Raw genomic sequence first — 26,856 nt, 5'->3', positions numbered from 1 at the left:
ACCGTCTTTTTTTCTGCAGAATTAGTCGAGCGGCTGTGCATTGTCATGCGGCTCGAAAGGTTCATTTTTATCGATATGGTCGTAAAACATTACGCCATTAAGATGATCGAGTTCATGCTGCAGTACTACAGCTAAAAAGCCTTTTGCTTTAATCTCGATTTTTTCTCCGTCGATTGTTTCAGCACTGACACGAATGCGTTTCTTACGCTGAACAATGCCTTCAATGTCTTCGTCAACACTCAAGCAGCCTTCACCGCCGGGTAAATAAGTTTCATTTACTGAATGGCTTATTATTTTAGGGTTAATCAGCATGTAATCATATTCAGGATTACCATCTTCATCCTCAACATATATTGCGAGCATACGCTTATCAAGACCAATTTGAGGTGCGGCAAGTCCGACACCTGGTCTGAGTGAGTACTTTTCGCTCACTTCAGGATCCTGTGAGTTGATTAGATATTCTCTCATACTTTTTAATTCTGCTATTGTCTGTGCATCGATTTCTGCCACTTCGCTTACTTTTTTACGCAGCATCGGATGACCGTCGCGCACAATATCGTCCATAGTCAGCATGATAAAACCTCCTTGTTTCAAACACTCGGTTTATTATACATTATATTTGAGTTAAAATGGTATTGTAAATACTGATAAAATTTTAAATAACCTGGGGGTACATTTCAAGTGAAGAAATTTATTTTATTATTAGGCAGTGCAGCGCTGTTTTTAAGTGCGTGCAGCAATGCTGAATCTGAGCTGAATGATTTTTATGATGAATTCACCGGCAGTCTCGGTGAAGAGCAGGGACTTGCTGAATTAAACGAACAATATAATGAACTGGAAGGCACAAAGGCAGCACTGCAGGAAGAACTGAACAATGCTGATATAGAAGAAATTAACAGCATCAGCGATGAACTTCAGACGAATACTAAAGAACGCCTGGAGCTGCTGGAAGAAGAACGTACGCTGATCGCAGATTCTAATGAAGCATTTGAAGATGCGCGCGAAGCGGCGGAAGATATTTCCAATGAAGAGTATAAAAAAGAAGCTGACTCATTAGTAGCGGCTATGAACGCACGTTTTGATGCACATGAAACGATGACGGATACATATACAGAGGCCCTCGAAGCGGAACAGATGCTGTTTGAGTATTTAGGGAAAACAGAAATTACGCAGGACACAGTTGATGAGCATTTAAATAAAATTGCCGAATACAGCGAGCCGATTAACGAAGCATCTGAGAGTTTTGCAGCTGAAACAGAAAAGATTAACCGGTTAAAAGGTGAAATAGAGCAAATACTTGAAAATAACTAAGAATTTAAAGTGTTACTATAACAGTTATAACTGTATCACTGATGAAAACGCTGACATGACAGCTCTGTTCCATTCTGTTATACCTGTATATGTTTTACTGTTAGAACAGTAGTATGATAAAATGAAGTTAATTACTAAACAAATTAGAAGGGATTGTGAACACACATGGCAGCAAATAAGAAATTTAATCCAGTTGATGTTCTTTCAGAGATAGAAGCTAAATTTGAAATGCTTCAGATTTTGAATGAAAAAGGCGAAATCGTCAATAAAGACATGGATCCAAAATTATCTGATGAGGAACTCGTTGAATTAATGACGAGAATGGTTTGGACTAGAGTTTTAGATGAGCGTTCGACGGCACTTAACCGTCAGGGACGTTTAGGATTCTACGCACCAACAGCTGGACAGGAAGCATCGCAGATTGCGAGTCACTATGCATTATCAAAAGGGGATTATGTACTTCCGGGCTACCGCGATGTACCTCAGTTAATCTGGCACGGCCTGCCGCTGACTAAAGCATTCTTATTCTCACGCGGACATTATAAAGGAAACCAGTTCCCTGAAGGCGTTAATGCACTAAGCCCGCAGATTATTATCGGCGCGCAGTATGTACAAAACGCAGGCGTGGCACTCGGCCTTAAAAAACGCGGTAAAGAAAACGTAGCAATTACGTATACTGGTGACGGCGGAACTTCACAAGGTGACTTCTATGAAGGAATCAACTTCGCAGGAGCATACAATGCACCGGCAATCTTCGTTATCCAGAACAATAACTACGCAATTTCTACACCGAGAGAATTGCAGAGTAAAGCTGCAACACTTGCTCAAAAAGCTGTAGCAGCTGGTATCCCGGGCGTTCTTGTAGACGGTATGGATCCACTTGCGGTGTACAAAGCGACTAAAGATGCACGCGACCGCGCAGTAGAAGGAGGCGGCCCGACACTTATTGAGGCGTTGTGTTACCGTTTCGGACCGCACACGATGGCGGGAGATGATCCAACAAGATACAGAACTTCTGATGAGGATACTGACTGGGAGAAAAAAGACCCGATTGTCCGTTTCCGCACTTATTTAGAAGGCAAAAAATTGTGGTCTAAAGAACAAGAAGAAAAAGTAATTGAACAAGCTAAAGAAGATGTTAAGGCTGCACTTAAAGAAGCAGATGCAACTGAAAAACAATCTGTTACTGAGCTGATGGATCTTATGTACGATGTAAAACCATCTAACTTAGAAGAGCAGTATGAGTACTATAAAGGAAAGGAGTCTAAATAATTATGGCACAAATGACGATGATTCAAGCTATTACTAATGCTATGGCTACAGAACTTAAAAATGATGAGAATGTTCTTGTTTTTGGTGAGGATATAGGCGTAAACGGCGGGGTATTCCGTGCAACAGAAGGTTTGCAGGAAGAATTCGGCGTTGACCGTGTATTTGATACTCCACTTGCAGAAAGCGGCCTCGTGTCATTAGGCCTAGGCTTAACTTTAGAAGACTACCGTCCGGTAATTGAAATTCAGTTCTTCGGTTTCCTGTTCGAAGCAATGGATGGCATTGCAGGTCAGATTGCTCGCCACAGAGTACGTTCAGGTGCATCTAAATCAGCACCAATCGTTATCCGCGCACCATTCGGCGGGGGAGTTAACACACCAGAGCTTCACGCTGACTCATTAGAAGGATTAATGGCTCAAACTCCTGGTTTACGCGTAGTTATTCCGTCAAACCCTGTAGATGCTAAAGGTCTGTTAATTTCAGCTATCCGTTCAAATGATCCTGTTATTTTCCTTGAGCACATGAAACTATACCGTTCATTCCGCGAAGACGTTCCTGAAGAGGACTACGAAGTTGAAATCGGTAAAGCAAGTGTGAAACAAGAAGGTACAGATATTACTTTAATCGCATACGGCGCTATGGTTCAGGAAGCAATGAAAGCTGCAGAAGAACTTGCAAAAGAAGACGTAAGCGTTGAAGTAATCGACCTCCGTACAGTATCGCCTGTAGATTATGACACATTAATCGAATCTGTTAAGAAAACTAACAGAGCAGTAATGATTCAGGAAGCACAGCGCCAGGCTGGTGTTGCAGCTAACGTTGTATCTGAACTATCAGAGCGTGCGATTCTGCACCTTGAAGCACCGATTAAACGCGTAACAGCGCCGGATACAGTTTATCCGTTCACACAGGCTGAAAGCGTCTGGTTACCGAACAAAGATGATATCATTGAACGTGCAAAAGAAGTTCTGGATTTCTAAAGTCTAATATATAGGAGGAATAATTATGGCATTTGAATTTAAACTCCCGGACATCGGTGAAGGAATTCACGAAGGGGAAATCGCTAAATGGCTAGTTGCTGAAGGCGATAAGATTAATGAAGATGATGTATTGGTAGAAATTCAAAACGATAAAGCAGTCGTAGAAATTCCATCTCCTGTAGATGGAACTGTTTCTAAGATTCATATCGAAGAAGGCGAAGTCACTACAGTCGGTACGACCATTGTTACTATTGACGACGGCAGTGAAGATTCAGAATCTGCAGAAGAAACTGAAGAACAGCCTGAAGAAAAAGCTGAAAAAACTTCAGAAAAACCGACTGATGATGCAGCGAAACCTGCTGATGAGGAACAGGTGTCTGAAGAATCTCCAAATAAAGAAAAAAAACAAGCGGATAAAGACACGTCAGACAACGATAAGATAGTTATTGCAATGCCGTCTGTACGTAAATTTGCACGCGAAAATAATGTTAATATTAAAGAAGTAACAGGCACAGGTAAAAATGGCCGTATTCTTAAAGAAGATATCGAAAACTTCGGTTCTGAATCAGCTGAACCAACAGAGACAAAAGCGTCTGCTGATGATTCAGCAGCAGCTTCTGAAACTGCACAACAAGCACCGGCTAAACAGCAGACAGGTGAACTGGAAACTCGCGAGAAGATGAGCGGTATGAGAAAAGCGATTGCGAAAGCAATGGTTAATTCTAAACACACATCTCCTCACGTTACACACATTGATGAAGTTGAAGTCGATGCACTGTGGGATCACCGCAAGAAGTTCAAAGAAATCGCAGCAGAACAGAATGTTAAATTAACATTCCTGCCTTACGTAGTTAAAGCTCTTGTATCGGCACTTAAGAAATATCCTGAATTAAACACTTCAATTGATAATGAAACATTTGAAGTCATTCAAAAACATTACTATAATGTAGGTATTGCGGCAGATACTGAAAAAGGTCTAGTAGTACCTGTTGTAAAAGATGCAGACAAACTTTCAATGTTCGAAATTTCTGATGAAATAAACGAACTGGCTACAAAAGCACGTGACGGTAAGCTTTCATCTGAAGAGATGAAGGGCGGTTCTGTAACGATTTCCAATCTTGGATCAGCAGGCGGCAAATGGTTTACACCAGTTATCAATCAGCCGGAAGTTGCTATCTTAGGTATTGGCCGAATTGAAGAACAGCCTGTTGTTAAAGACGGCGAAATTGTCGCAGCACGTGTTCTAGCACTATCACTTAGTTACGACCATAGACAAATCGATGGCGCAACAGCTCAAAATGCTTTAAATCATATTAAGCGTCTGCTTAATAATCCAGATTTATTATTAATGGAGGGGTAGTTAAAATGGTAGTTGGAGATTTTCCTATTGAAACAGATACAATTGTAGTTGGTGCAGGTCCCGGCGGCTATGTCGCTGCAATTCGTGCAGCACAGCTTGGCCAGAGTGTAACACTAGTAGAAAAAGGTAATATCGGCGGTGTATGTTTAAACGTTGGGTGTATCCCATCGAAAGCAATGATTTCATCAGCACACCGTTACCAGGAAGCTCAAAATTCTGAAGATATGGGTGTTATTACTGAAGGCGTTAAATTAGACTTCTCTAAAGTTCAGGAGTTTAAAGACAGCGTAGTAAACAAACTTGTCGGCGGTGTTGACATGCTCTTAAAAGGCAATAAAGTCAACGTTGTTAAAGGTGAAGCTTACTTTGTAGACAGCGGCAAATTAAAAGTAATGGATGATAAGCAGTCACAAACTTACGAGTTTAAAAATGCAATCATCGCTACAGGTTCACGTCCGATTGAAATTCCAGGATTTAAATTCGGCGGCCGTGTTTTAGATTCTACTGGTGCGTTGGCACTTGAAGAAGCGCCAGAGAAACTTATTGTGATCGGCGGCGGATATATCGGTACTGAGCTTGGTTCAGCTTATGCCAACTTCGGTACAGAAGTGACGATTCTTGAAGGAACACCTGACATTTTAGGCGGTTTTGAAAAACAGATGACTCAGCTTGTTAAGAAAAATCTTAAATCTAAAAACGCTACAATTGTTACTAAAGCAATGGCTAAATCTGCTGAAGAGACAGATAACGGCGTTAAAGTAACTTACGAAGCAAAAGATGAAACTCATGAAGTCGAAGCAGACTACGTACTGGTTACAGTAGGACGCAGACCGAACACTGATGAGCTTGGTCTTGAAGAATTAGGAATTAAAATGTCTGAACGCGGTTTAATCGAAGTTGATAAACAGTCACGTTCAAGCGTTTCAAATATTTATGCAATCGGTGATATCGTTGACGGACTTCCACTTGCTCACAAAGCAAGCTACGAAGGTAAAGTTGCAGCGGAAGCAATTGCTGGTGAGAAATCAGAAGTTGATTACATCGCTATGCCTGCTGTCTGCTTCACTGAACCTGAATTGGCTACGGTCGGTTACAACGAAAAACAGGCTAAAGACAAAGATATCGAAGTTGTTACAGGCAAGTTCCCGTTCCAGGCAAATGGACGTGCGCTTGGACTTAACAAAACAGACGGTTTTGTTAAAGTTGTAGCACGTAAAGAAGACGGACTTGTTATCGGTGCTCAAATTGCAGGTAACGGCGCTTCAGATATAATTTCTGAACTTGGTCTTGCAGTTGAAACTGGTATGACACTTGAGGATATCGCGTTAACAATTCACGCGCATCCGACATTAGGTGAAATTCCGATGGAGGCAGCGGAAGTTGCTCTAGGCCGTCCAATTCACTCAATGTAATTTTATAAACTTTAAAGGTCAGGGTTAATCACTCTGGCCTTTATTTTATTTGGAGGTAAAAATTATGAACAATGAATACTCATATCCATTGGATTATGACTGGAACACTGAAGAAATACTGCATGTAATGTCATTTTATCAAGCAGTTGAAATAGGTTATGAAGAAGGCGTGCTGGTAGGAAAGTTTGAAGAAGCATACCATGACTTTAAAAAAATTGTGCCGTCAAAATCTGAAGAGAAAACACTATTCAAAGAATATGAAAAAGTCAGCGGAAAAGTTCCTTATCTGCTGATTAAGCAGCTTAAAGATGCAGAACCGGCGGACATAATTAAGCCGTAAAATAAAGATTGTCATACAGTAATATCCTCGCATATAATAAATTGAATGATTATAAGGGAGGTCAGTTATGACAGTTATTAAGCTTCACAATATTACGCAATCATATGACGAAAACAAAATACTTCATAATATAAATTACACATTTGAAAACAGTAAGTTTTATACAATATTAGGGCCGTCAGGCTGCGGCAAAACAACTATATTAAAACTCATCGGCGGTTTCATTCATCCAACCGGCGGTGAGATTTTTTTCGAAAATAAAAAAATGAATAATGTCGATGCGAATAAAAGAAAAGTAAATACAGTGTTTCAGGATTATGCGCTGTTTCCGCATTTAAATGTATATGACAATATTGCTTTTGGCTTAAGAGTGAAAAAAACCTGCAAAAAACTGCTTGATGATAAAGTTCATGAAGTGTTAAAACTGACGAATTTAATGGAGTATAAATACCGTGATATCAGTGAGTTATCCGGCGGACAGCGTCAGCGTGTCGCAATTGCACGTGCTGTTGTTAATGAACCGGATATACTGCTGCTTGATGAACCGCTCTCTGCTCTCGATCAAAAGCTGCGTGTCGATATGCAGTATGAACTGAAAGAAATGCAAAAAAGACTGGGTATTATTTTTATTTTTGTAACGCACGACCAGGAGGAAGCACTGGCGCTGAGCGATGAAATTATCGTGATGCAAAAAGGCGAAATCGTACAGGCAGGTACTCCAAAAGATATTTATGATGAACCGTTAAACAGATACGTTGCTGATTTTATCGGTGAATCTAATATTGTCAGAGGAACGATGGTTAAAGATAAGAAGGTTGATATTTACAATCGTACTTATGCCTGTATAGACGGAGGTATATTACCGGGAACACCAGTTGATGTCATGATTCGACCCGAAGATATTTATATCGTTGACCATAATCTTGGAAAACTAAATGTCACTGTAGACTCTGCGTTATTCAGAGGTGTACACTACGAAATTTGCTGCATCGATGAAGATGGTTATGAGTGGGTGCTTCATTCGACAAAAAATGCTGAAATCGGTAGCAGAGTCGCATTGAACTTTAATGCTGAAGATATTCATATCATGATTCCAGGTGAAGATGAAGATGAATTTAACGAGCGGCTTGAATCTTTCCAGGAGGACCAGTAGATGAGACGGTTACTTGCTGTCCCGTATTTTATCTGGATGCTGGTGTTTGTCATAACACCGCTTTTACTGATGGCAGGCTACAGTTTTTTGGACTTCTCCGGTAATATTACTCTTAATAACTACGCAGAATTTTTTTCGGGAAATTATATAAAGATGACTGTCTCATCGTTCTGGTATGCATTTTTAATTACAATTTTCACACTACTCGTCAGTTATCCGCTTGCGCTGGCTGTAAGAATGACGTCTAACAAAACGATGTGGCTGTTGATTATAATCCTGCCGACATGGATCAATCTATTGCTGAAAACATATGCGTTCATTGGTATTTTCGGGCGTAATGGTGTGGTAAACGGTATTGCAGGATGGTTAAATATTGGAGGATTTCAGCTGCTGTTCAGCGACGCGGCATTTATCATTGTTAGTGTGTATATTTTTATGCCGTTTATGCTGCTGCCGGTATTTAATGCGATTGACGATATCGATAATAATCTGCTGAATGCTGCAAGGGATCTCGGTGCAAGCCGGACGGAAGTACTGTTTAAAGTCATTATGCCGCTGTCTGTCGAAGGCGTGAAAACAGGTGTACAGGTTGTATTTATTCCTTCTTTAAGCTTGTTTATGATTACGCGGCTGATTACAGGTAATAAAGTAATTACTCTCGGCACTGCAATTGAACAGCAGTTTTTAACGAATGAAAATTGGGGGATGGGCTCGACGATTGGCGTGTTTTTAATTTTAATGATGCTGATTGTTATGATATTCACCGGAGGCAGCAGTAAAAAGCGGGTGAATAAAATATGAAGAAACTTTCTCATTTATACTTACTGATTGTTATCGTACTGCTGTATTTTCCGATACTGTATTTAATGTTCTACTCGTTTAACAGTGCAGGTAATATGAGCAGTTTCGACAGCTTTACACTGGAACATTATATAAGTGTTTTTACGAACCAGAGACTCATCGTTATTATAATTAATACGCTGGCTGTTGCATTAATTTCTAGTGCTGCAGCAGTATTAATCGGTCTCGGCGGTGCATTGTTTATGTACAATGTTAAAAACAGTACAAGACGCATATTGCTCAGCATCAATAATATTATGATCGTTTCACCCGATGTCATTATCGGTGCATCACTGCTCATTTTATTTACGCTCGCAGGAATTTCTCTCGGATCTGTCAGTGTGGTATTGGCTCATATTGCTTTTTCAGTGCCAATCGTTGTACTTATGATTCTTCCTAAGCTGTATAATATGAATCATTCGCTGGTCGATGCTGCGAGAGATCTCGGCGCAGATTACAAAACAATAATACTTAAAGTTATTATTCCATATATTAATCCGGGTATTATTGCAGGGTTCTTTATGGCACTGACTTATTCACTCGATGACTTCGCGGTAACATTCTTTGTCACCGGCAGCGGATTTTCTGTACTGTCAGTAGAAATATATGCAATGGCAAGACGCGGTATCTCTTTAGAAATCAATGCCGTGTCGACACTGATTTTCTTATTTGTGTTCGCACTTGTATTTATTTACTATCTTCTCAGTACACATAAACAGCTGAAAAAGGAGAAGGTGCTATGAAAACTTTTATCAGTCTAATTGCGGTATCACTGACAGCTGGAATTATACTTCTCGTAACTGCAAATCTGCTGGAACAGTCAGACAATAATGATGGTAATACACTTTATGTTTATAACTGGGGAGAATATATCGACCCGGGGCTGCTCGAGAAATTCTATGAAGAAACAGGAATACGTGTTGTCTATGAAACGTTTGATTCAAATGAAGCGATGATGGTTAAGGTTAACCAAGGAGGCACACCATATGATGTTATTTTTCCAAGCGAATATACTGTTGAGAAAATGATTAAAGATCAGTTAATTATTCCGCTCGATTACAGCAGACTTCCAAATGCTAAAAATATAGATAATGATATTTCATCGAGAATGCCCGAAGAAATTACTGCATACTCAGTTCCGTACTTTTTCGGTACAGTAGGAATTTTATATAATGAAGAAATTGTACCGGAACTCAAATTTTCAACGTGGAATACTTTATGGGATGAATCACTGGAAAATGAAATACTGATGGTGGACGGTGCGAGAGAAGTACTCGGCATGTCATTAAACAGTATGGGTGAGTCGCTAAACACGACGGATGATGAAAAGCTGCAAACGGCAGCGGATAAATTAATCCAGCTGTCACCGAATATCCGGGGAATCGTCGGCGATGAAATTGCCTCGATGATGACGGAGAACGAAGCACAGGTTGCTGTTGTGTGGAGCGGTATGGCACAGGATATAATGCGGGAAAATGACGAAATGAATTATACTGTACCAAAAGAAGGCTCTAATTTATGGTTTGATGCAATGGTCATTCCGAAAAACTCGGAGAACACTGACGGTGCTTATCAGTTTATCAATTTTCTCTTAGACAGTGAAATTGCTGCAGTGAACACCGAGTGGGTGGGCTATGCCACGCCGAATACTGCGGCACTTGAATTGATGGACGAAGAAGTCCGTAAAGATACGAGATTTTATCCGGAAGATGAACAGCTTGAATCACTGGAAATGTACAGAGATCTCGGACCTGAGATGATCAGCCGTTATAATGAGCTATTTTTACAATTTAAAATGTCACTTGATTAAAAAAATGTGACATGGGTATTAACTAATTAAAGACAACTTAGGAGGATTATTATGGCTAAAGAATACACACAGACTGTAAAACCCGTCAGCCGTATTGCTGAAAGAATATTTGGCTGGCTTGGCTGGCTTATACTGCTGGCATTTACCGCAGGAATCTTGTTTTTCTCATTAGTTACTATGAATGACCCGGCTCAAATTGAGCAAATCACCAATCAGGTAGAATCTCAGATGGAGGGCATCAATACTCAGGGTGTTGATCCTCAGGCTGTCATCGATATGACAATTTCAGGACTAAGCAGCTTTTGGATGGTAGCACTGTATCTTGCACTACCTTTAATCATTGCAATACTCGGACTATTGAATATGCGCCGCAGAATTTTAGCAGGTATCTTACTGCTGATTGCAGCTATCCTGGCAGCACCATTAGTATTTACTTTAGTTTCATCACTATTTTTCGTAATTGCAGCAATTCTGCTGTTTGCACGTAAAGATTTAGTAGTTAAGAATGAGAAACCGGCGAAGGCTTATCCGCGTGAAGAGCGTAATGACAGCAATACACGTGATGAGCGCAACGACTACCGCCCGCAACAGAATCACAGAGATGAACATGAACAGCACCGAACAGTGACTGTTGACGATGATGTTAAAGTTCATCAGAACAGAGATTCGGAATACAGTTATAACAATGACAATAATAATGATGTTAACAATGACGATATTGAAAGCACACGTAAATTCAGCCGCATCGATGAGGATGAAGTGAACGCTGTAGATAATAATATCGATTCTAATAATATCAATCGTCCGGTGACTGAGCGCGAATACGAGCGTAACAGCGGCGTTGAACTGGAAGATTTAAATGAAATCGACAGAGCAGACCCCGCCCGTACGAGAAGAGACAACGTTGACCGCAGAAACCGCAAGTAAAAAAATATTGAACCGGAAGAGCATAAAAAGCGCTTTCGGTTTTTATTTTGTAAAATTTTACACATAAATGTTAATCGATTATGTAACCGATAACAACGCGATGATATCAATGTCTGCAGTACTTTATATAATTATTGAGTTATCTGAATTTATTAAATAATCAAATATCCATATTCTAAAATCTGAATATTTCTGTTATGATACCTGTTATAACTAAATAAGAATTGAATTGGAGTGATTCAGGTGAAGGCTTTAATCAAATTGAGTACATTTATAGGCAATACTTTTGCTGTCTGGGTTATTTTATTCGCAGCATTAGCTTTTCTTCTTCCTGGAGGTTTTACGTGGATTTCTCCATACATAAATCTGCTGCTCGGAATTATTATGTTCGGCATGGGGCTGACTTTAAAATTAAAAGATTTTAAACAGGTGATAACAGCGCCGAAAGAAGTCATTACTCTAGTAGTGGCACAGTACACAATCATGCCGCTTATTGCAGTAGGACTGGTTTTTCTATTCCAGCTGCCGCCGGAAATTGCGATTGGTGTAATTCTTGTCGGGTGTTCCCCGGGCGGTACGTCAAGTAACGTTATGACATACCTTGCAAAAGGAAACATGGCATTATCGGTTACAGCAACGTCTGTGTCGACTTTACTTGCACCGATTATTACACCGGCTTTGACACTGCTGTTAGCAAGTGCATGGCTGCCGGTTTCGTTCTCAGCAATGTTTATTTCAATTATCCAAATTGTACTTGTACCGATTGCACTTGGAGTTGCAGTACAGTATCTGCTCGGAAATAAAGTTGAACAGGCTATAGGAGTCCTGCCATTAATTTCTGTAATTGGGATTATCGGCGTAATTACTGCGGTTGTATCAAATAACGTTGAAAATATACTTGCTTCGGGCTTACTTATTTTTGCAGTGGTGATACTCCACAATTTACTTGGGTATTTAGTCGGATATCTTCTTGGAAAAGTATTACGATTTGATTTACGGGATACAAAAACTTTATCAATTGAGGTGGGCATGCAGAATTCAGGGCTTGCAGCAACTCTTGCAGCAACACACTTTTCACCAATCGCAGCTGTACCGGGAGCACTATTCAGTGTCTGGCACAATATTTCCGGTTCACTTGCAGCGAATTGGCTGAGTAAACTTGGTAATGATAAAGATGTAACTAAAAAAGATAAGGAAACAGTAGAAGAACATAAAGAAGTTAAGCAAACAGAAGTTTAAAAGATTAAAAAGGCGGGGGCAACTATGACAGAGAAGAAAGATATAAGAATTCGTTCAAATGTATATGATGATATTGGATTAAAAGCACCAAACAGAGCAATGATGAGAGCTGTCGGTTTTACTGATGAAAGTTTTAAGAAACCGCAAATTGGAGTTGTCAGCAACTGGGCTGAAACAACACCATGTAACATTCATTTAAACGACCTTGCACAATTCGCTAAAGAAGGTGTTTCTGAAGCGGGCGGGGTACCGGTTCAATTTAACACAATCACTGTCGCAGATGGTATTGCAATGGGGACACCGGGAATGCGTTTCTCATTACCGTCACGTGATATTATTGCAGATTCTATTGAAACGATGGTTCAGGGACAGAACTTTGATTCATTCGTTGCAATTGGCGGATGCGATAAAAACATGCCAGGCTGTGCGATTGCTATAGCGAATACGAATATCCCGGCTGTATTTGTTTACGGTGGAACAATTGCACCGGGACGGCATAATGGCCAGGATATCGATCTTGTTTCTGTATTCGAAGGTGTCGGCAAATGGAATAATGGAGATATTGATGATGCAGAGCTCAAAAAAGTAGAATGTGCAGGATGTCCGGGACCGGGGGCATGCGGCGGCATGTATACGGCAAACACGATGGCTGCTGCGCTCGAAGCAATGGGACTCAGTCTCCCAGGCTCGGCATCCAACCCTGCAGTGACAAAAGAAAAAGAACAGGATGTATATGAAGCGGGGAAAGCAGTACTTAACCTGCTGGAAAAAGAAATTTATCCGAAAGATATTTTAACAAGAGAAGCTTTTGAAAATGCAATTACTGTCGTTCTCGCACTCGGCGGATCGACAAATGCGATTCTTCATCTGTTAGCAATCGCTCACGCAGCTGAAGTTGAATTAACAATTGATGACTTTAACGATTTCCAGGAGAAAGTACCGCATTTGGCTGACTTAAAACCTTCAGGTAAATATGTATTCCAGGATCTGTTTAATGTCGGCGGAGTGCAGGGTGTTATGAAATATCTTCACGAAAAAGGATATATTCACGGTGACTGCCTGACAGTAACAGGTAAGACAGTCGCTGAAAATCTTGCTGAAGTTGAACATTTAAAAGCCGGACAGGATGTCATTATGCCGCTTGAAAATCCAAAACGCGCTGATGGTCCGTTAATCGTGCTTAAAGGTAACCTGGCGCCGGAAGGTGCAGTAGCAAAAGTATCTGGTGTTAAAGTACGCCGTCACGTCGGAGAAGCGAAAGTGTTCGATAACGAACAGGAAGCAATCGAAGCTGTAATGGCGAACGAGATCGTTAAAGGCGATGTAGTACTTGTTCGCTATGTTGGCCCTAAGGGCGGACCGGGTATGCCGGAAATGCTGTCACTATCGAGCTTGATTGTGGGTAAAGGTCTCGGTGAGGATGTTGCGCTCTTAACGGATGGCCGTTTCAGCGGAGGGACTCATGGACTAGTCGTTGGCCATATCGCTCCGGAAGCACAAGACGGAGGCAACGTTGCCTTAATTCAAACAGGTGATATTGTCACGATAGACCAGGATACAAAAGAGCTGTCGTTTAATGTTTCTGATGAAGTACTAAAAGAACGTCGTAAAGACTTAGTGCTGCCGCCTCTTCACAGTAAAGGCGTGCTTGGTAAATATGCGCATATCGTTTCTTCATCATCTAAGGGTGCAATCACAGACTTCTTTAATAGGGATGATCTGCCGGGCAGAAACTGATAAATTTAATAAAAAGATGAAAAAATCCGTACGTCAAATTCTCCCCGAATAGAGACGTACGGATTCTTTTGTTTTTCTCTCGTTTTAACAACTCATCTAAAAACGTGTAAAAAGAGTATAAAACATTTATTTTATGAAAAGCGTACGTATCAATAATGTAAACGATTACATTATCAGAAATATTAGACTATTTAAAATAATTGGCTTTTTACTGTTGCTTTTAAGGAAAATACGGGGTATTATACATTCATTAAGAAAATTAAATAATCAAATAATTCAAATATTAAATTTAAAGCGTTGAAGGGAACTTCGGTACTGCAAAACATTTTCAGAGACTGAGTGATTGGTGCGAACTCAGAATGTAGCAGTAAAGAATCTCATCCCTGAGTGCCCGGCTGAAAAGAAGTAGGCTGGGACGGGTTAAAACTCGTTATTGATTTTAACTGGTTATGCCAGTTGCAGAGGTATGTACAGAAATGTGTATATAAATTTGGGTGGTACCGTGAAAGCTCCTTTCTCCCCATTGATCATTACTATAATGATCTTTGAGAGATTTGGGCTTTTTTATTTTAAGTTTATGCTATAAGGAGGAAATATTATGAAGGTTGAAGTTGAACACTCACAAGATGTTATTGCGAATATAAAAACAGGTGCTGACTTATTAGTAGAAGCATTAGCGGAACATGAAGTAGATACTGTCTTCGGTTATCCAGGCGGTGCAGTACTTCCGATTTACGATGCGCTCTACCGTCATGAGAGTTCATTCAAACATATTCTTTGTAGACATGAACAAGGTTTAATCCACGCAGCGGAAGGATATGCCAGAGTAAGCAGTAAGCCGGGGGTCGTTATTGCAACGAGCGGACCAGGTGCGACGAACTTAATTACAGGTATTACCGATGCGATGATGGACTCACTGCCGATCGTTGCATTTACCGGCCAGGTATCATCGAAAGTTATCGGCACAGACGCTTTCCAGGAAGCGGATATTATCGGGTTAACCACACCGATTACAAAACACAATTATCAGGTAACAGATGTAAAAGACTTAAAACGAATTGTTAAAGAAGCATTTCACATCGCTACTACAGGGCGCCCAGGTCCGGTTGTAGTCGATATTCCAAAAAATATCTCGGAAGCAGTCGTAGAAGAAGCAGCAGATGATACGATTCGCCTGCCGGGCTATCAGCCGACAACTAAACCGAATCCGCTGCAGATCAACCGTTTACTGGAAGCACTGCAGAACTCTGAACGTCCGGTAGTTCTGACCGGTGCAGGTGTTCAGTTTGCTAAAGCTTCTGAGCAGCTGCGGGACTTCATTAAAAAATATGATCTGCCTGTAGTATCTACGCTGCTCGGACTTGGAACTTTTAACGCTGACGATAAAAACTTCTTAGGTATGGCAGGAATGCATGGCACGTATGCAGCGAATATGGCAATCCACGATGCTGATTTATTAATCAACATCGGTGCAAGATTCGATGACAGACTGACAGGTAAAATTGCTGATTTTGCACCGCATGCAAGAGTCGCTCATATCGATATCGATCCCGCGGAAATTGGTAAAAATATAGAAACACAAATACCGGTTGTCGCCGACGCGAAAGAAGCACTTGAATTATTAAACGGCGGACAGTGCAAGATGAAAACAATCGACAGCTGGAGACATAAAACACAAGCTGATAAAGAACAAAATCCATTATGGTATAAACGCAGTGAAGATTTAATCTCGCCTCAGTGGTTTATCGAACAAGTATATGAAGCGACTGAAGGCAAAGCGATAGTAACGACAGATGTCGGACAGCATCAAATGTGGAGTGCACAGTTTTATAACTTCAGAGAACCGAACCATTTCGTTACTTCCGGCGGTCTCGGCACGATGGGCTTCGGTTTACCGGCAGCTATCGGTGCACAGCTGGCATTTCCGGATAAGACAGTTGTTGCCATTGTCGGTGACGGCGGTTTCCAGATGACAATGCAGGAACTTGCAACATTGAAACAGTACGGTCTGCCGGTCAAAGTAGTTATCGTGAATAACGAAGCGCTTGGTATGGTCAGACAATGGCAAGAGAAGTTTTACAACGAACGCTATTCTGAATCACTGATGCAGACGAATCCGGATTTTGTAAAACTTGGTGAAAGCTTCGGTGTTAAATCATTTAGATATACCGAGGAAGATGAAGTGTCAGCAAAACTGAAAGAAGCACTGACTTCAGATGAACCGGTATTAATCGATGCGAGAGTTGTAAAACTTGACCTTGTATATCCAATGGTGCCGTCAGGAAAAGGAAATCACGAAATGATAGGAGTGAGAGAATGCAGCGAGTAATCACATTAACAGTGCAAAACTCAAGCGGCGTGCTGAACAGAGTAACTGGAATGCTTGCCAAACGAGGATTTAATATCGAAAGTATTACGGTGGGTGCCTCGGAAGCCGAGGGCATATCGAAGATGACAATTGTCGTTGATATTGCAAACGATAAAAGCTCGGAACAGCTGACTAAACAGCTGCACAAACAAATCGACATCCTGAAAGTAGATGATATTACTGATTCAAAAATTGTCTCGAGAGAACTCGCTTTGATTAAAGTTGGAGCGAACAGTACATCGAGAAGTGAAATCCAGAGTATTATCGAACCGTTCAGGGCAAGAGTGCTCGATGTTTCAAGAAACTCACTCATTATAGAAGTAACAGGAAAACCGGATAAGGTGGATGCACTAATTGAACTGCTGACACCTTACGGCTTGAAAGATTTATCCCGCACAGGTGTTACAGCATTCAGACGCGGACAGCAGAAAAACATACAGGATTTAAAAACACTCAGTGTTTAAAAAAATATATTTAAAAGGGAGAAATTAAATTATGGCTAAAGTTTATTATGACAAAGATATCAACACAGGAAGTTTACAAGGGAAAACAGTAGCGATTGTAGGATACGGTTCACAGGGACATGCACACGCACAAAACTTAAGAGACTCTGGTCATAGTGTAATCGTTGGTTTGCGTAAAGGTAAATCATACGACAAAGCGAAAGAGGACGGCTTTGATGTCAGAACTGTCGGCGAGGCAGTTAAAGATGCCGATGTAACTATGGTCTTACTGCCGGATGAAGGGCAGCAGAAAGTGTACGAAGCGGAAATTAAAGATAACTTAAAAGAAAACAGTTCATTAGCTTTCGCTCACGGTTTTAACGTTCACTATAACCAGATCGTACCTCCAGAAAATGTTGACGTATTCTTAGTGGCACCAAAAGGACCGGGACACTTAGTACGCCGTACGTATCAGGAAGAAGCCGGAGTACCTGCATTATTCGGTGTATTCCAGGATGTAACAGGAAATGCTGGAGATGTTGCTAAAGCATACGCTCAGGGCATCGGAGCTGCACGCGCCGGAGTACTTGAAACTACCTTCCAGGAAGAAACAGAAACTGATTTATTCGGGGAACAGGCAGTACTGTGCGGCGGACTGACATCACTCGTTAAAGCAGGTTTTGAAACATTAACTGAAGCGGGCTATCAGCCGGAAGTTGCGTACTTCGAATGTCTGCACGAATTAAAACTTATCGTAGACTTAATGTATGAGGGCGGTATGGAAAACATGCGCTACTCAATTTCGGATACAGCACAGTGGGGTGATTTTGTCAGCGGACCGCGTGTTATTAACGGAGAAACAAAAGAACGTATGGGCGAAGTATTAACAGAAATCCAAAATGGCCAGTTCGCTAAAGGATGGATCTTAGAAAACCAGGCAGGACGCCCACAGTACAATGCCATTAACAACAGCGAGTACAATCACCCAATCACGGCAGTCGGTCAGGAATTAAGAGACTTAATGCCTTTTGTTCAAAATCCGATTAGATAAAATAAAAACTGAAGAGAGGAAGGTCAATATGACTGATATAACAAATATTAAAATCTTTGATACAACGCTGAGAGACGGTGAGCAGTCACCGGGGGTCAACTTAAATAAAAAAGAAAAACTGGAGATTGCAAAACAGCTCGAAAGACTCGGTGTTGACGTTATAGAAGCAGGCTTTCCTGCCTCTTCAGAAGGTGACTTTCAAGCGGTGAAGCTCATTGCAGATACGATTAAAGATTCGACGGTAACGGCGCTTGCAAGAACGAAAAAGCACGATATTGACCGTGCTCATGAGGCGCTTAGAAATACACCGAATCCAAGAATTCATATTTTCCTTGCAACGAGCCCGATTCACCGGGAGTTTAAACTGAAAATGAACAAACAAGAAGTCATCGATACATCTGTGGAGATGGTGAAGTATTCGAAGAATTTATTTAATGAAGTGGAATGGTCAGCAGAAGATGCTTCGCGTACAGAGCTGCCGTTCCTCGCGGAAATTATCGAAGCCGTAATCGATGCGGGTGCAACAATTATTAATCTGCCTGACACAGTCGGCTACACGACGCCGAAAGAATACGGTGAGATGTTCAAGTATGTCTCGGATAATGTGCCGAATATCAGTAAAGCAATTCTGTCGACGCACTGTCACAATGATCTTGGCATGGCAGTCGCAAACTCGGTAGCAGGTATTGAAAATGGAGCGACTCAAATAGAATGCTCTATTAATGGTATCGGCGAACGTGCAGGGAACGCAGCACTGGAAGAAATCGCAGTAGCATTACACATACGGGGAGATTTTTATCCGTATACAACGAACTTAAATTTACAGGAGATTAAACGCTCGAGTGATATTGTCGCAAAACTGACAGGCATGGCAGTGCAGCCGAACAAAGCAATTATCGGCCGCAACGCCTATGCACATGAAGCAGGAATTCATCAGGACGGTATGCTGAAAAACGTGGAAACTTATGAAATTATTTCTCCGGCACTGGTCGGTGTATCGGCTGAACCGCTATTCCTTGGAAAACATTCAGGGCGTCATGCATTTAAAGATAAAGTGAAATCATTTAATGTGGACCTGACTGAAGAAGAGCTGTCTCTTGCGTTTAAAAACTTTAAAGAGCTTACTGATCATAAAAAAGAAATAACCGATGATGATTTATATTCCATCATTATGGAAATTAAAACAGATGCATCGAATATTGAACGCTACGTATTGGAAAATTTCGAAGTGAATTACGAACAGGACGGTCAGACGAAAGCACATATCGATGTAGTGACTCCAACTGGCAAACAAGTCTCACATGAAGTTACAGGTTCCGGCAGTGTCGAAGCATTGTATAAAGCAATTCAGGAAATACTTGCTGAAACGACTAACCTGCTAGATTACCAGCTGAGCTCAGTCGGCGGCGGTAAAGATGCACTTGCAGAATCACGCGTTCAGCTTAATATTAACGGCCGGCAGTTTTCAGGACGCGGCACTGCTCAGGACGTGCTCGCAGCATCGGCAAATGCATATATTAATGCAGTGAACCGCTATCTGATGAGTGAACAGGCGGTAACACCTGCAGTAAGCGTAAATGCATAAAGGGGAGAAACGGCAATGAAAAAACATATAATTACACTTCCCGGCGATGGTATCGGTCCGGAAATAATGAAATCGGCTGAAGTGCTGCTTAAGGCTGTAGGAGAAAAATTTAATCACGAATTTACTGTGGACACAAAAGATATTGGCGGAGTTGCCATTGATAAATACAATAATCCGCTCCCGCAAGAAACAATCGCAGCATGTGAATCGGCTGATGCTATTTTACTGGGTGCTGTCGGCGGTCCGAAATGGGCAGACAGTAAAATCCGCCCGGAGCAGGGATTGTTAAAAATCCGCAAACACTTTAATTTATTTGCGAATCTGCGTCCGGTGACTATATTTGATTCGCTAAAAGCATCATCACCGTTAAAACAAAGCATCGTCCACGGCAGTGATTTAATGATTGTCAGGGAACTGACAGGCGGGCTCTATTTCGGTCAGCCGAGTGAACGGCGTGACGGCGGCAGAAGTGTTGTCGATACGTTAACTTATACACATGATGAAATTGAACGTATCGTCCGGACAGCATTTGATACAGCGATGACACGCCGTAAACATTTAACATCTGTCGATAAGGCAAACGTGCTGGAATCGAGCCGGATGTGGCGCGAAATAGTAAATGCAGTCAGTAAAGAATATCCTGAAGTCACGGTAGAGCATGAACTGGTAGATGCAGCAGCGATGAAACTGATTACGAATCCTGCGTATTTCGATGTGATTGTAACGGAGAACCTGTTTGGAGATATTTTAAGCGATGAAGCTTCTGTTATTACAGGGTCACTTGGTACACTGCCGTCGGCCAGTTTAAGTGAGACGGGGTTAGGGTTGTTCGAACCGATTCACGGTTCGGCGCCTGATATTGCAGGAGAGAATAAAGCTAATCCAATCGGCATGATGTTGTCGGTCGGAATGATGCTGAAATATTCATTTGATTTGCACGAGGAATCAGCCGCAATAGAACAAGCGGTAAATCAGGTGCTTTCTGAAGGGTTTAAAACGGCAGATTTAAAGATTGACGGAGCAGCGACGTTATCTACAACGGAAATGACTGAAAAAATTATTAGCTGTCTATAAAAAAGTTAAAGGAGAAGGTTAACATGGTAGAGAAAAAAACTATAATCGAAAAAATCTGGGAACGTCATGTCGTTCATCAAGAAGAAGGCAAACCGGATTTACTCTATATCGATCAGCATTTAATCCATGAAGTGACTTCACCTCAGGCTTTTGAAGGATTACGCTTAAATAATAGAAAAGTCCGCCGTCCGGATTTAACGTTTGCAACGATGGATCACAACGTTCCAACGAAAAACAGAGAAGATGCACAGGATGCAATTGCTCAAAAACAGATGGATGCATTAAAGAAAAACTGTGAGGAATTTGGAGTTAAACTTGCAGATATGTATCATCCGGATCAGGGGATTGTTCATGTCATTGGTCCGCAGCTGGGTTTAACACAGCCTGGTAAGACGATTGTCTGCGGTGACTCTCATACATCGACTCACGGTGCATTTGGAGCACTTGCATTCGGTATTGGAACGAGTGAAGTGGAGCACGTCTTTGCAACGCAGACTTTAACACAGACAAAACCGAAAACAATGAATGTAAAAGTGAATGGTGAATTAAGTGTTGGAGTAACTGCAAAAGATTTAATTTTAGCGATTATTGCAAAGTTCGGTGTTGATTTTGGTACCGGTCATGTCGTTGAATACACAGGACAAGCTGTCAGGGATTTACCGATGGAAGGACGTATGACGGTGTGTAATATGTCTATAGAGGGCGGAGCGCGTGCAGGGTTGATTTCACCGGATGAAACAACTGTAGACTTCCTGCGCGCACGCCGTTACGTTCCGAGAGATGAAGAAGAATACAGAGCACTTGCTGACGAGTGGCTGAGCTTAAGTACTGAAGAAGGTGCGGAATACGATTCAACACTTGAAATTAATGCTTCGGAAATTGAACCTCAAGTATCGTGGGGAACGAACCCGAGCATGGTAGTGCCAATCAGTGCCACTACACCGACAGTCAGCGGTTCAAAAGATGAAGATTCAATAAAACGTGCACTTGAGTATATGGGACTTGAAGAAGGAATGGCGATTACAGATATTGAAATTGATCATGTATTTATCGGTTCATGTACGAATTCACGTGTGCTGGATTTACAACGTGCAGCAGATATTATAAAAGGCAGTCGGGTTAAAGAGGGTGTGAAAGCAATCGTAGTACCGGGATCATTCCTTGTTAAGCAGGAAGCGGAAGCACTGGGCATCGATAAAGTATTTATTGATGCAGGGTTTGAATGGCGCAACGCCGGATGCAGTGCATGTCTCGGTATGAACGAGGACACAGTACCTGCCGGCGGGCGCTGTGCATCTACTTCAAACCGCAACTTTGAAGGTCGTCAGGGTAACGGTGCCAGAACGCATCTTGTCAGTCCGGAAATGGCTGCAGCGGCAGCGATTAATGGCCGTTTCGTCGACGTTAGAAAATATCAGAACAGAGTAACGGCCTAGGAGGGTAATTATGGAGGCAATTTCAAAGCATGAAGGTAAAGTATATCCACTGAACCGTTCCAATGTAGATACAGACCAGATTATCCCTAAGCAGTTTTTAAAACGCATCGAACGTACAGGCTTCGGTCAGTTTGTTTTTTATAACTGGCGTTTTAATGAAGACGGAACGAAGCGCGAAGATTTCGATATGGATAATCCAAAATTTGACGGTTCTTCGGTACTGGTCGCAGGCGATAACTTCGGCTGCGGCTCCTCCCGTGAACACGCACCGTGGGCATTGCTGGACTATGGTTATAAAGTCATCATTGCCCCGGGATTTGCAGATATATTTTACTCAAATGCATTTAAAAATGGCATTATTATAATTAAAATGCCACAAGAGCAAGTAGCTGAGTGGCAGGAACAGGCAAAAGACGGAGATTTTAGTTTATCTGTAGATTTAGAACAGCAGCAAATTACAGACAGCAATGGGAAGACTTTAAGTTTTGACATTCCGGCCTACCATAAAGAAAAACTAATTAACGGCTGGGATGATATTGCATTAACATTATTAAATGAAGAAAAAATAACAGCTTTTGAGGAGCGTGGTTTTTTGGGAATTCGTTAAACAGTGATTTAGTCAGAGATGCTATGGAATATCTGCGAGGCAACGTGCACAAAACACCGGTAATCACATCACAGACAACAAATGAAAAAACCGGTAAAAACGTTTATATGAAATTGGAGAATCATCAGAAGACCGGTGCGTTTAAATACCGGGGCGCTTCTTATAAACTGTCGAAATTAACACCGGCACAGCTGGCAGCAGGTGTAGTAACAGCATCTGCTGGCAACCATGCACAGGGTGTCGCTCTAGCTGCTAAAAAATTGAATGTGACTGCGACGATCTTTATGCCTGAAAGTACACCTTCAGCGAAAGTTGAAGCAACAAAAGGCTATGGTGCAGCAGTTAAACTTGTCGGACAAAGTTTCCAGGAAGCATTTACAGCTTCTCTGGAACATAAAAAACTGACAGGAGCAACATATGTTCATCCTTTCGACGACTACGATATTATGGCAGGACAAGGCTCGATTGGTATAGAAATGCTGGAAGAAATACCCCAGCTCGATACTATAATTGTACCGATTGGCGGCGGCGGTTTAATAAGCGGTATTGCAGTAGCAGCTATGATGATGAAACCATCTATTAAAATAATCGGTGTGCAGGCAGCAAATGCACCATCGATGTTTAAATCATATTATACAAAAGACGACAATGTGGTGCTTAACAGCTGCAGTACAATTGCTGAAGGCATAGCTGTCAAACAGCCCGGTGAATTAACTCAGCAGGTCGTGCGTCAGTATGTCGATGAGATATACTGTGTATCAGAAAGCCAGATTGCGCATGCAATGGTTTATCTGCTTGAACGGACAAAATCATTAGTAGAAGGAGCCGGTGCAACAGCACTTGCAGCACTATTAGCATATAACGACAAAATTGACTCCGAGCACACAGGAGTTATCGTCAGCGGCGGCAATCTGGATCTCAGCAGAATGGGAGAAATCCAGGCACTTGCACTGCAGTCGAATCATAAAACAATAACGAGAGAACAAATAACTGTGCTGTAAAACAATCAACCCGCAGGTCAGCTTCTTCCAAAAGGAGTCTGACCTGCGGGTTATTTTATGGTGCTGAGGAAATAATAGGCTGACGGTGGCACAAAACAAGTACGCACTCACAAAAAAACGCAAAACCCATATGGATTTTGCGTCAAATAATATATTAATCCTGGTGATAGAACTGAACGAGGTTTTCCATAACTTGTTCGAGGTCTTTTATAAAGACTTCGTCAGAACTTAATGCTTTGTCGCCGGGCTTATAAACTTTACCGACTAAAAATTCGCCTTTTTTTACGTCACGTAGTCTGATGAGACCTTTTTCGAGCTCATCCTCACTCAATTCGCTAAGCGGTGTTTTTGCTGGTTTCATATGATCGAGTGAAATTTGATAGTCTTCAGGAAGATTATCGAATTTCTCCATATTATCGAGCCAGTTTTCTGCAAGGCGTTTTTTATCTTTTGATTCGTAAATAATACCGTACATGCAAAATGCATGACTATTGTATAAACCAATCTGGAAGTGCGGCATCATTTTGTAGCCGCGGGGGTTAGTACTGAATGCCACCCAGGTATCATCGGGAGGGTTCGTCGTACGGCGTGCGTGTTTTGCAACATGTGCATATGTTTCGTCTCCGGTCATTTCAGTTATGTATGCACTGAATTGCTCACCGAGATTTTCGAGTTTCGGACGGGTATTTTCAATAAGTGCTGCCATTCTGTTTTCCAAGCCGTCGATATTGAAAACATCGAAGTCTGTTTGTGTAAATGTATACTTCATAAAGGTTGAGCTCCTTTCAAAAGGTCTCTCTTATGATAAAATAAAGTTGAGTAGCAATCAAATGATTGAGGTGTATTCATGGAGATATATAACTTTGGCAAGGAATTAATCGTTGAAGCAGGGAAATTTATCGAAACGCGCATGACTCAGGAGTTTAAAGTGGACAGAAAATCAAATCCGAATGATCTGGTCACGGATGTTGATAAAGAAACAGAGCAGTTTTTGTACACTAAAATACTGGAACGTTTTCCGGAGCACCGTATTATCGGAGAAGAAGGACACGGTGAAAATATAAATGATACAAAAGGGGTCATCTGGATAGTCGATCCTATTGACGGTACTTTAAATTTTGTGCATCAGGGAGAGAATTTTGCAATATCTATCGGTGTATTTATCGACGGAGAACCACATTGCGGCTTAGTATACGATTGCATGAAGCGGGATCTTTATCACGCTAAGTACGGTAATGGTGCCTTTTTAAATGACCAGGCACTTAAACCCGCAGAAAATGTACCTTTAAATCAGTCTCTAATTGCTATCAATCCAAAAAGAATTCTCGCTGAAGAGACACGCAGTTCATTTTTTGAAATTATGGCTAAATCCCGCAGCGTACGTTCTTACGGCTCGGCAGCCCTAGAGTTTGCTATGCTTGCCAGAGGACAGATTTCAGCCCTGCTGTTTTTCAAACTGTATCCATGGGATTACACCGGAGGAGCAATTATTACCGATGAACTTGGCTATAAGACGACTGATATTTTTGGAGAACAACTGCCGCTCCTAGGCTCGACGAGTGTTATAAGCGGCAATCCCAAAATCCATTCAGAAATTCTCGAACACTTTACCGATGATAAAATGCTGCATGATTTCCATGATAAATTTCATGATTTATAATAATACTGCTGGGCATGCTTCGACGTTTTCGTAAAAATTTTACCGATATATTTTAATAGAGCGTAATTGCTGAGCGGGATGCCTATATGATTTTTAATCTGCTTTTTAGTGTACGGCTCTGAAACATTAAGCAGACCCAGCATATCGAAATAATCTGTAAACATGTTCTCTATGTTATGAATGGTGTTGCAGGATTCACACATTACTAATTTACTGCTGAGAAGCTGAAGATTAAACGCCATGCATGCTGGACATTTAAAACCGTACGAGAAATCATTTGCAGCTGCGTTCGAGATTTTTGCACGGTTTTTTAATTTGGCAATCCCGGACGCGGCTGCTTTTTTCTAATTACAGCGCTGTGTTCAATAGCTCTTAAATAATAGGGTAAATTTTTAAGCGATAAAAACTGATCAGAGGGACGCTTTGCCAATTTGAACGTTTCGTTCATTACCACGTGTTTGATTATAATTGGACGCTGAAAATTACCATCATCAATAAGTGTTTCCTTAAATTTCTCGTAAACTTTTGATGTCCGGTTTAAATCATATACAGCTTCGTAGCTGCTGTCGATTAAAATATTAAAGGGATTAATAAAATGTTCACCGGCGTAATCATGCAGAATGAACAGGTAATAGCAGTATTCCGTAGCAATCAGTACATTAATCAGTTCATGGTCGGTACCTACAATTATTTCGCAGTGCCAGAACAGCTCCATGTTTGATGTATTGATTTTTCGTAAATACAAATCGAAATGTTCTTCCAGCAAGTCCATACGCTGCATTGCTTTATATTCTTCAGATTCGTCATCGCTAAAAGGCAACCGGTTATAGAGAAACTCATAGACTTTTAATTTTTCATTTTTTTGTCTCACAGCAAAGCTCCTTTAATAATGATAAATTCATTATTGACCGGTCTTAAATTACAGTCAAAAGACAATAATTTAAAAAATGACAAAAAAATATAACAGATTTCCCCATTTTTCCAATACAAATAAGGAAATCTGTTATAATAAATAAGCAGTTAAATAAAAACTGAAGTTACAGCCAGCCATTTTCACGATACTTTTTCTTGAGTGTGAAACCAGCACCGAAGATGGCGATAAACACGATAACTGAAAGCACTGCGAGTATTATCATTTCTTCAGCGATGAAGACTGAAAATGCGACCATCATTAACACTGCCAAAACAGCAAGTATGAAAAATACAGCTTTTGATTTTTTCTTTTCCATAATTATTCCCCTAAAAGTCAT

Annotated in this window: 27 protein-coding genes and 1 other annotated feature; of the genes, 22 read left to right on the top strand and 5 right to left on the bottom strand. The window is 41.2% G+C overall.

Going from position 1 to position 26,856, the window contains the following annotated elements; genetic code table 11:
• Positions 1-21 precede the first annotated feature (21 nt).
• Entirely contained in the window at positions 22-573 is a 552-nt protein-coding gene (gene def, locus H625_RS0102660; RefSeq protein ID WP_026858523.1) for a peptide deformylase, read from the bottom strand.
• A gap of 108 nt (positions 574-681) precedes the next feature.
• Between def and H625_RS0102655 the strand changes: the two genes are divergently transcribed.
• From H625_RS0102655 to H625_RS12440, 21 genes are all read left to right on the top strand, one after another.
• Positions 682-1,311 carry a YkyA family protein gene (locus H625_RS0102655; RefSeq protein ID WP_026858522.1) on the top strand — a complete coding sequence of 210 codons (630 nt, stop codon included), beginning with the start codon at positions 682-684 and terminating at the stop codon, positions 1,309-1,311.
• A 165-nt stretch (positions 1,312-1,476) separates the two neighbouring features.
• Positions 1,477-2,583: a pyruvate dehydrogenase (acetyl-transferring) E1 component subunit alpha gene (gene pdhA / locus H625_RS0102650; protein WP_026858521.1), complete on the top strand. Its 1,107-nt coding sequence runs from the start codon at positions 1,477-1,479 to the stop codon at positions 2,581-2,583.
• Positions 2,584-2,585: 2 nt separating this feature from the next.
• On the top strand, positions 2,586-3,563 hold the full coding sequence (locus H625_RS0102645; protein ID WP_026858520.1) for an alpha-ketoacid dehydrogenase subunit beta: 978 nt from the start codon (positions 2,586-2,588) through the stop codon (positions 3,561-3,563).
• Positions 3,564-3,588: 25 nt separating this feature from the next.
• A complete protein-coding gene (locus H625_RS0102640; protein ID WP_026858519.1) occupies positions 3,589-4,923 on the top strand; it encodes a dihydrolipoamide acetyltransferase family protein in 1,335 nt (444 codons plus the stop codon).
• A 5-nt stretch (positions 4,924-4,928) separates the two neighbouring features.
• The gene (gene lpdA, locus H625_RS0102635; RefSeq protein WP_026858518.1) at positions 4,929-6,335 is read left to right on the top strand and encodes a dihydrolipoyl dehydrogenase; all 1,407 of its coding nucleotides are present in this window, start codon (positions 4,929-4,931) and stop codon (positions 6,333-6,335) included.
• Between the two features lie 64 nt (positions 6,336-6,399).
• Positions 6,400-6,675: a UPF0223 family protein gene (locus H625_RS0102630; RefSeq protein WP_026858517.1), complete on the top strand. Its 276-nt coding sequence runs from the start codon at positions 6,400-6,402 to the stop codon at positions 6,673-6,675.
• A 67-nt stretch (positions 6,676-6,742) separates the two neighbouring features.
• Positions 6,743-7,828, top strand: coding sequence for an ABC transporter ATP-binding protein (locus tag H625_RS0102625; protein ID WP_026858516.1), 1,086 nt, complete (start codon positions 6,743-6,745; stop codon positions 7,826-7,828).
• The gene (locus H625_RS0102620; RefSeq protein WP_026858515.1) at positions 7,829-8,629 is read left to right on the top strand and encodes an ABC transporter permease; all 801 of its coding nucleotides are present in this window, start codon (positions 7,829-7,831) and stop codon (positions 8,627-8,629) included.
• Positions 8,626-9,411 (top strand): ABC transporter permease, encoded by a 786-nt coding sequence (locus tag H625_RS0102615; protein WP_026858514.1) that lies wholly within the window; start codon positions 8,626-8,628, stop codon positions 9,409-9,411. The genes H625_RS0102620 and H625_RS0102615 overlap by 4 nt, the downstream gene beginning before the upstream one ends.
• Positions 9,408-10,478, top strand: coding sequence for an ABC transporter substrate-binding protein (locus H625_RS0102610; protein WP_026858513.1), 1,071 nt, complete (start codon positions 9,408-9,410; stop codon positions 10,476-10,478). The genes H625_RS0102615 and H625_RS0102610 overlap by 4 nt, the downstream gene beginning before the upstream one ends.
• A 51-nt stretch (positions 10,479-10,529) precedes the next feature.
• Positions 10,530-11,405 carry a DUF4064 domain-containing protein gene (locus H625_RS0102605; protein ID WP_026858512.1) on the top strand — a complete coding sequence of 292 codons (876 nt, stop codon included), beginning with the start codon at positions 10,530-10,532 and terminating at the stop codon, positions 11,403-11,405.
• A gap of 243 nt (positions 11,406-11,648) precedes the next feature.
• Positions 11,649-12,644, top strand: coding sequence for a bile acid:sodium symporter family protein (locus H625_RS0102600; protein ID WP_026858511.1), 996 nt, complete (start codon positions 11,649-11,651; stop codon positions 12,642-12,644).
• A 24-nt stretch (positions 12,645-12,668) separates the two neighbouring features.
• Positions 12,669-14,381 carry a dihydroxy-acid dehydratase gene (ilvD, locus tag H625_RS0102595; RefSeq protein WP_026858510.1) on the top strand — a complete coding sequence of 571 codons (1,713 nt, stop codon included), beginning with the start codon at positions 12,669-12,671 and terminating at the stop codon, positions 14,379-14,381.
• A 288-nt stretch (positions 14,382-14,669) separates the two neighbouring features.
• Positions 14,670-14,907 (top strand) — a binding site (T-box leader).
• Between the two features lie 72 nt (positions 14,908-14,979).
• On the top strand, positions 14,980-16,710 hold the full coding sequence (gene ilvB / locus H625_RS0102590) for a biosynthetic-type acetolactate synthase large subunit (RefSeq protein WP_026858509.1): 1,731 nt from the start codon (positions 14,980-14,982) through the stop codon (positions 16,708-16,710).
• The gene (gene ilvN / locus H625_RS0102585; protein ID WP_026858508.1) at positions 16,698-17,213 is read left to right on the top strand and encodes an acetolactate synthase small subunit; all 516 of its coding nucleotides are present in this window, start codon (positions 16,698-16,700) and stop codon (positions 17,211-17,213) included. The genes ilvB and ilvN overlap by 13 nt, the downstream gene beginning before the upstream one ends.
• Before the next feature lie 31 nt (positions 17,214-17,244).
• Positions 17,245-18,243 carry a ketol-acid reductoisomerase gene (gene ilvC, locus H625_RS0102580; protein WP_026858507.1) on the top strand — a complete coding sequence of 333 codons (999 nt, stop codon included), beginning with the start codon at positions 17,245-17,247 and terminating at the stop codon, positions 18,241-18,243.
• A 37-nt stretch (positions 18,244-18,280) separates the two neighbouring features.
• Positions 18,281-19,828 (top strand): 2-isopropylmalate synthase, encoded by a 1,548-nt coding sequence (locus tag H625_RS0102575; protein WP_026858506.1) that lies wholly within the window; start codon positions 18,281-18,283, stop codon positions 19,826-19,828.
• A gap of 15 nt (positions 19,829-19,843) precedes the next feature.
• The gene (leuB, locus tag H625_RS0102570; RefSeq protein ID WP_026858505.1) at positions 19,844-20,902 is read left to right on the top strand and encodes a 3-isopropylmalate dehydrogenase; all 1,059 of its coding nucleotides are present in this window, start codon (positions 19,844-19,846) and stop codon (positions 20,900-20,902) included.
• A 23-nt stretch (positions 20,903-20,925) separates the two neighbouring features.
• Positions 20,926-22,338, top strand: coding sequence for a 3-isopropylmalate dehydratase large subunit (gene leuC, locus H625_RS0102565; RefSeq protein WP_026858504.1), 1,413 nt, complete (start codon positions 20,926-20,928; stop codon positions 22,336-22,338).
• 10 nt (positions 22,339-22,348) lie between these two features.
• On the top strand, positions 22,349-22,945 hold the full coding sequence (leuD, locus tag H625_RS0102560) for a 3-isopropylmalate dehydratase small subunit (RefSeq protein WP_026858503.1): 597 nt from the start codon (positions 22,349-22,351) through the stop codon (positions 22,943-22,945).
• A gap of 23 nt (positions 22,946-22,968) precedes the next feature.
• On the top strand, positions 22,969-23,946 hold the full coding sequence (locus H625_RS12440; protein ID WP_084135676.1) for a threonine/serine dehydratase family protein: 978 nt from the start codon (positions 22,969-22,971) through the stop codon (positions 23,944-23,946).
• Positions 23,947-24,100: 154 nt separating this feature from the next.
• On the opposite strand, the gene H625_RS0102550 is transcribed toward H625_RS12440, so the two are convergent.
• Positions 24,101-24,715 (bottom strand): YktB family protein, encoded by a 615-nt coding sequence (locus H625_RS0102550; protein WP_026858502.1) that lies wholly within the window; start codon positions 24,713-24,715, stop codon positions 24,101-24,103.
• Positions 24,716-24,793: 78 nt separating this feature from the next.
• Here H625_RS0102550 and H625_RS0102545 point away from each other — a divergent pair, with 78 nt between their 5' ends.
• Positions 24,794-25,606, top strand: a complete 813-nt coding sequence (locus tag H625_RS0102545) for an inositol monophosphatase family protein (protein ID WP_026858501.1) — start codon at positions 24,794-24,796, stop codon at positions 25,604-25,606.
• Here H625_RS0102545 and H625_RS13540 read toward each other — a convergent pair.
• The 3 genes from H625_RS13540 to H625_RS0102530 all read right to left on the bottom strand — a co-directional run bounded on the left by H625_RS13540 (position 25,594) and on the right by H625_RS0102530 (position 26,835).
• Positions 25,594-25,770 carry a hypothetical protein gene (locus tag H625_RS13540; protein WP_156897172.1) on the bottom strand — a complete coding sequence of 59 codons (177 nt, stop codon included), beginning with the start codon at positions 25,768-25,770 and terminating at the stop codon, positions 25,594-25,596. The two genes, H625_RS0102545 and H625_RS13540, sit on opposite strands and share 13 nt — an antisense overlap.
• Positions 25,771-25,916: 146 nt before the next feature.
• The gene (locus H625_RS0102535) at positions 25,917-26,477 is read right to left on the bottom strand and encodes a hypothetical protein (RefSeq protein ID WP_026858500.1); all 561 of its coding nucleotides are present in this window, start codon (positions 26,475-26,477) and stop codon (positions 25,917-25,919) included.
• Positions 26,478-26,643: 166 nt separating this feature from the next.
• Positions 26,644-26,835: a DUF5325 family protein gene (locus H625_RS0102530; RefSeq protein ID WP_026858499.1), complete on the bottom strand. Its 192-nt coding sequence runs from the start codon at positions 26,833-26,835 to the stop codon at positions 26,644-26,646.
• Between the last annotated feature and the right edge of the window lie 21 nt (positions 26,836-26,856).

It is taken from the genome of Jeotgalicoccus psychrophilus DSM 19085 (assembly GCF_000425845.1).
In the GTDB taxonomy this organism is placed as follows: Bacteria; Bacillota; Bacilli; order Staphylococcales; family Salinicoccaceae; genus Jeotgalicoccus; species Jeotgalicoccus psychrophilus.
This window is presented reverse-complemented; position numbering and strand designations above follow the sequence as displayed.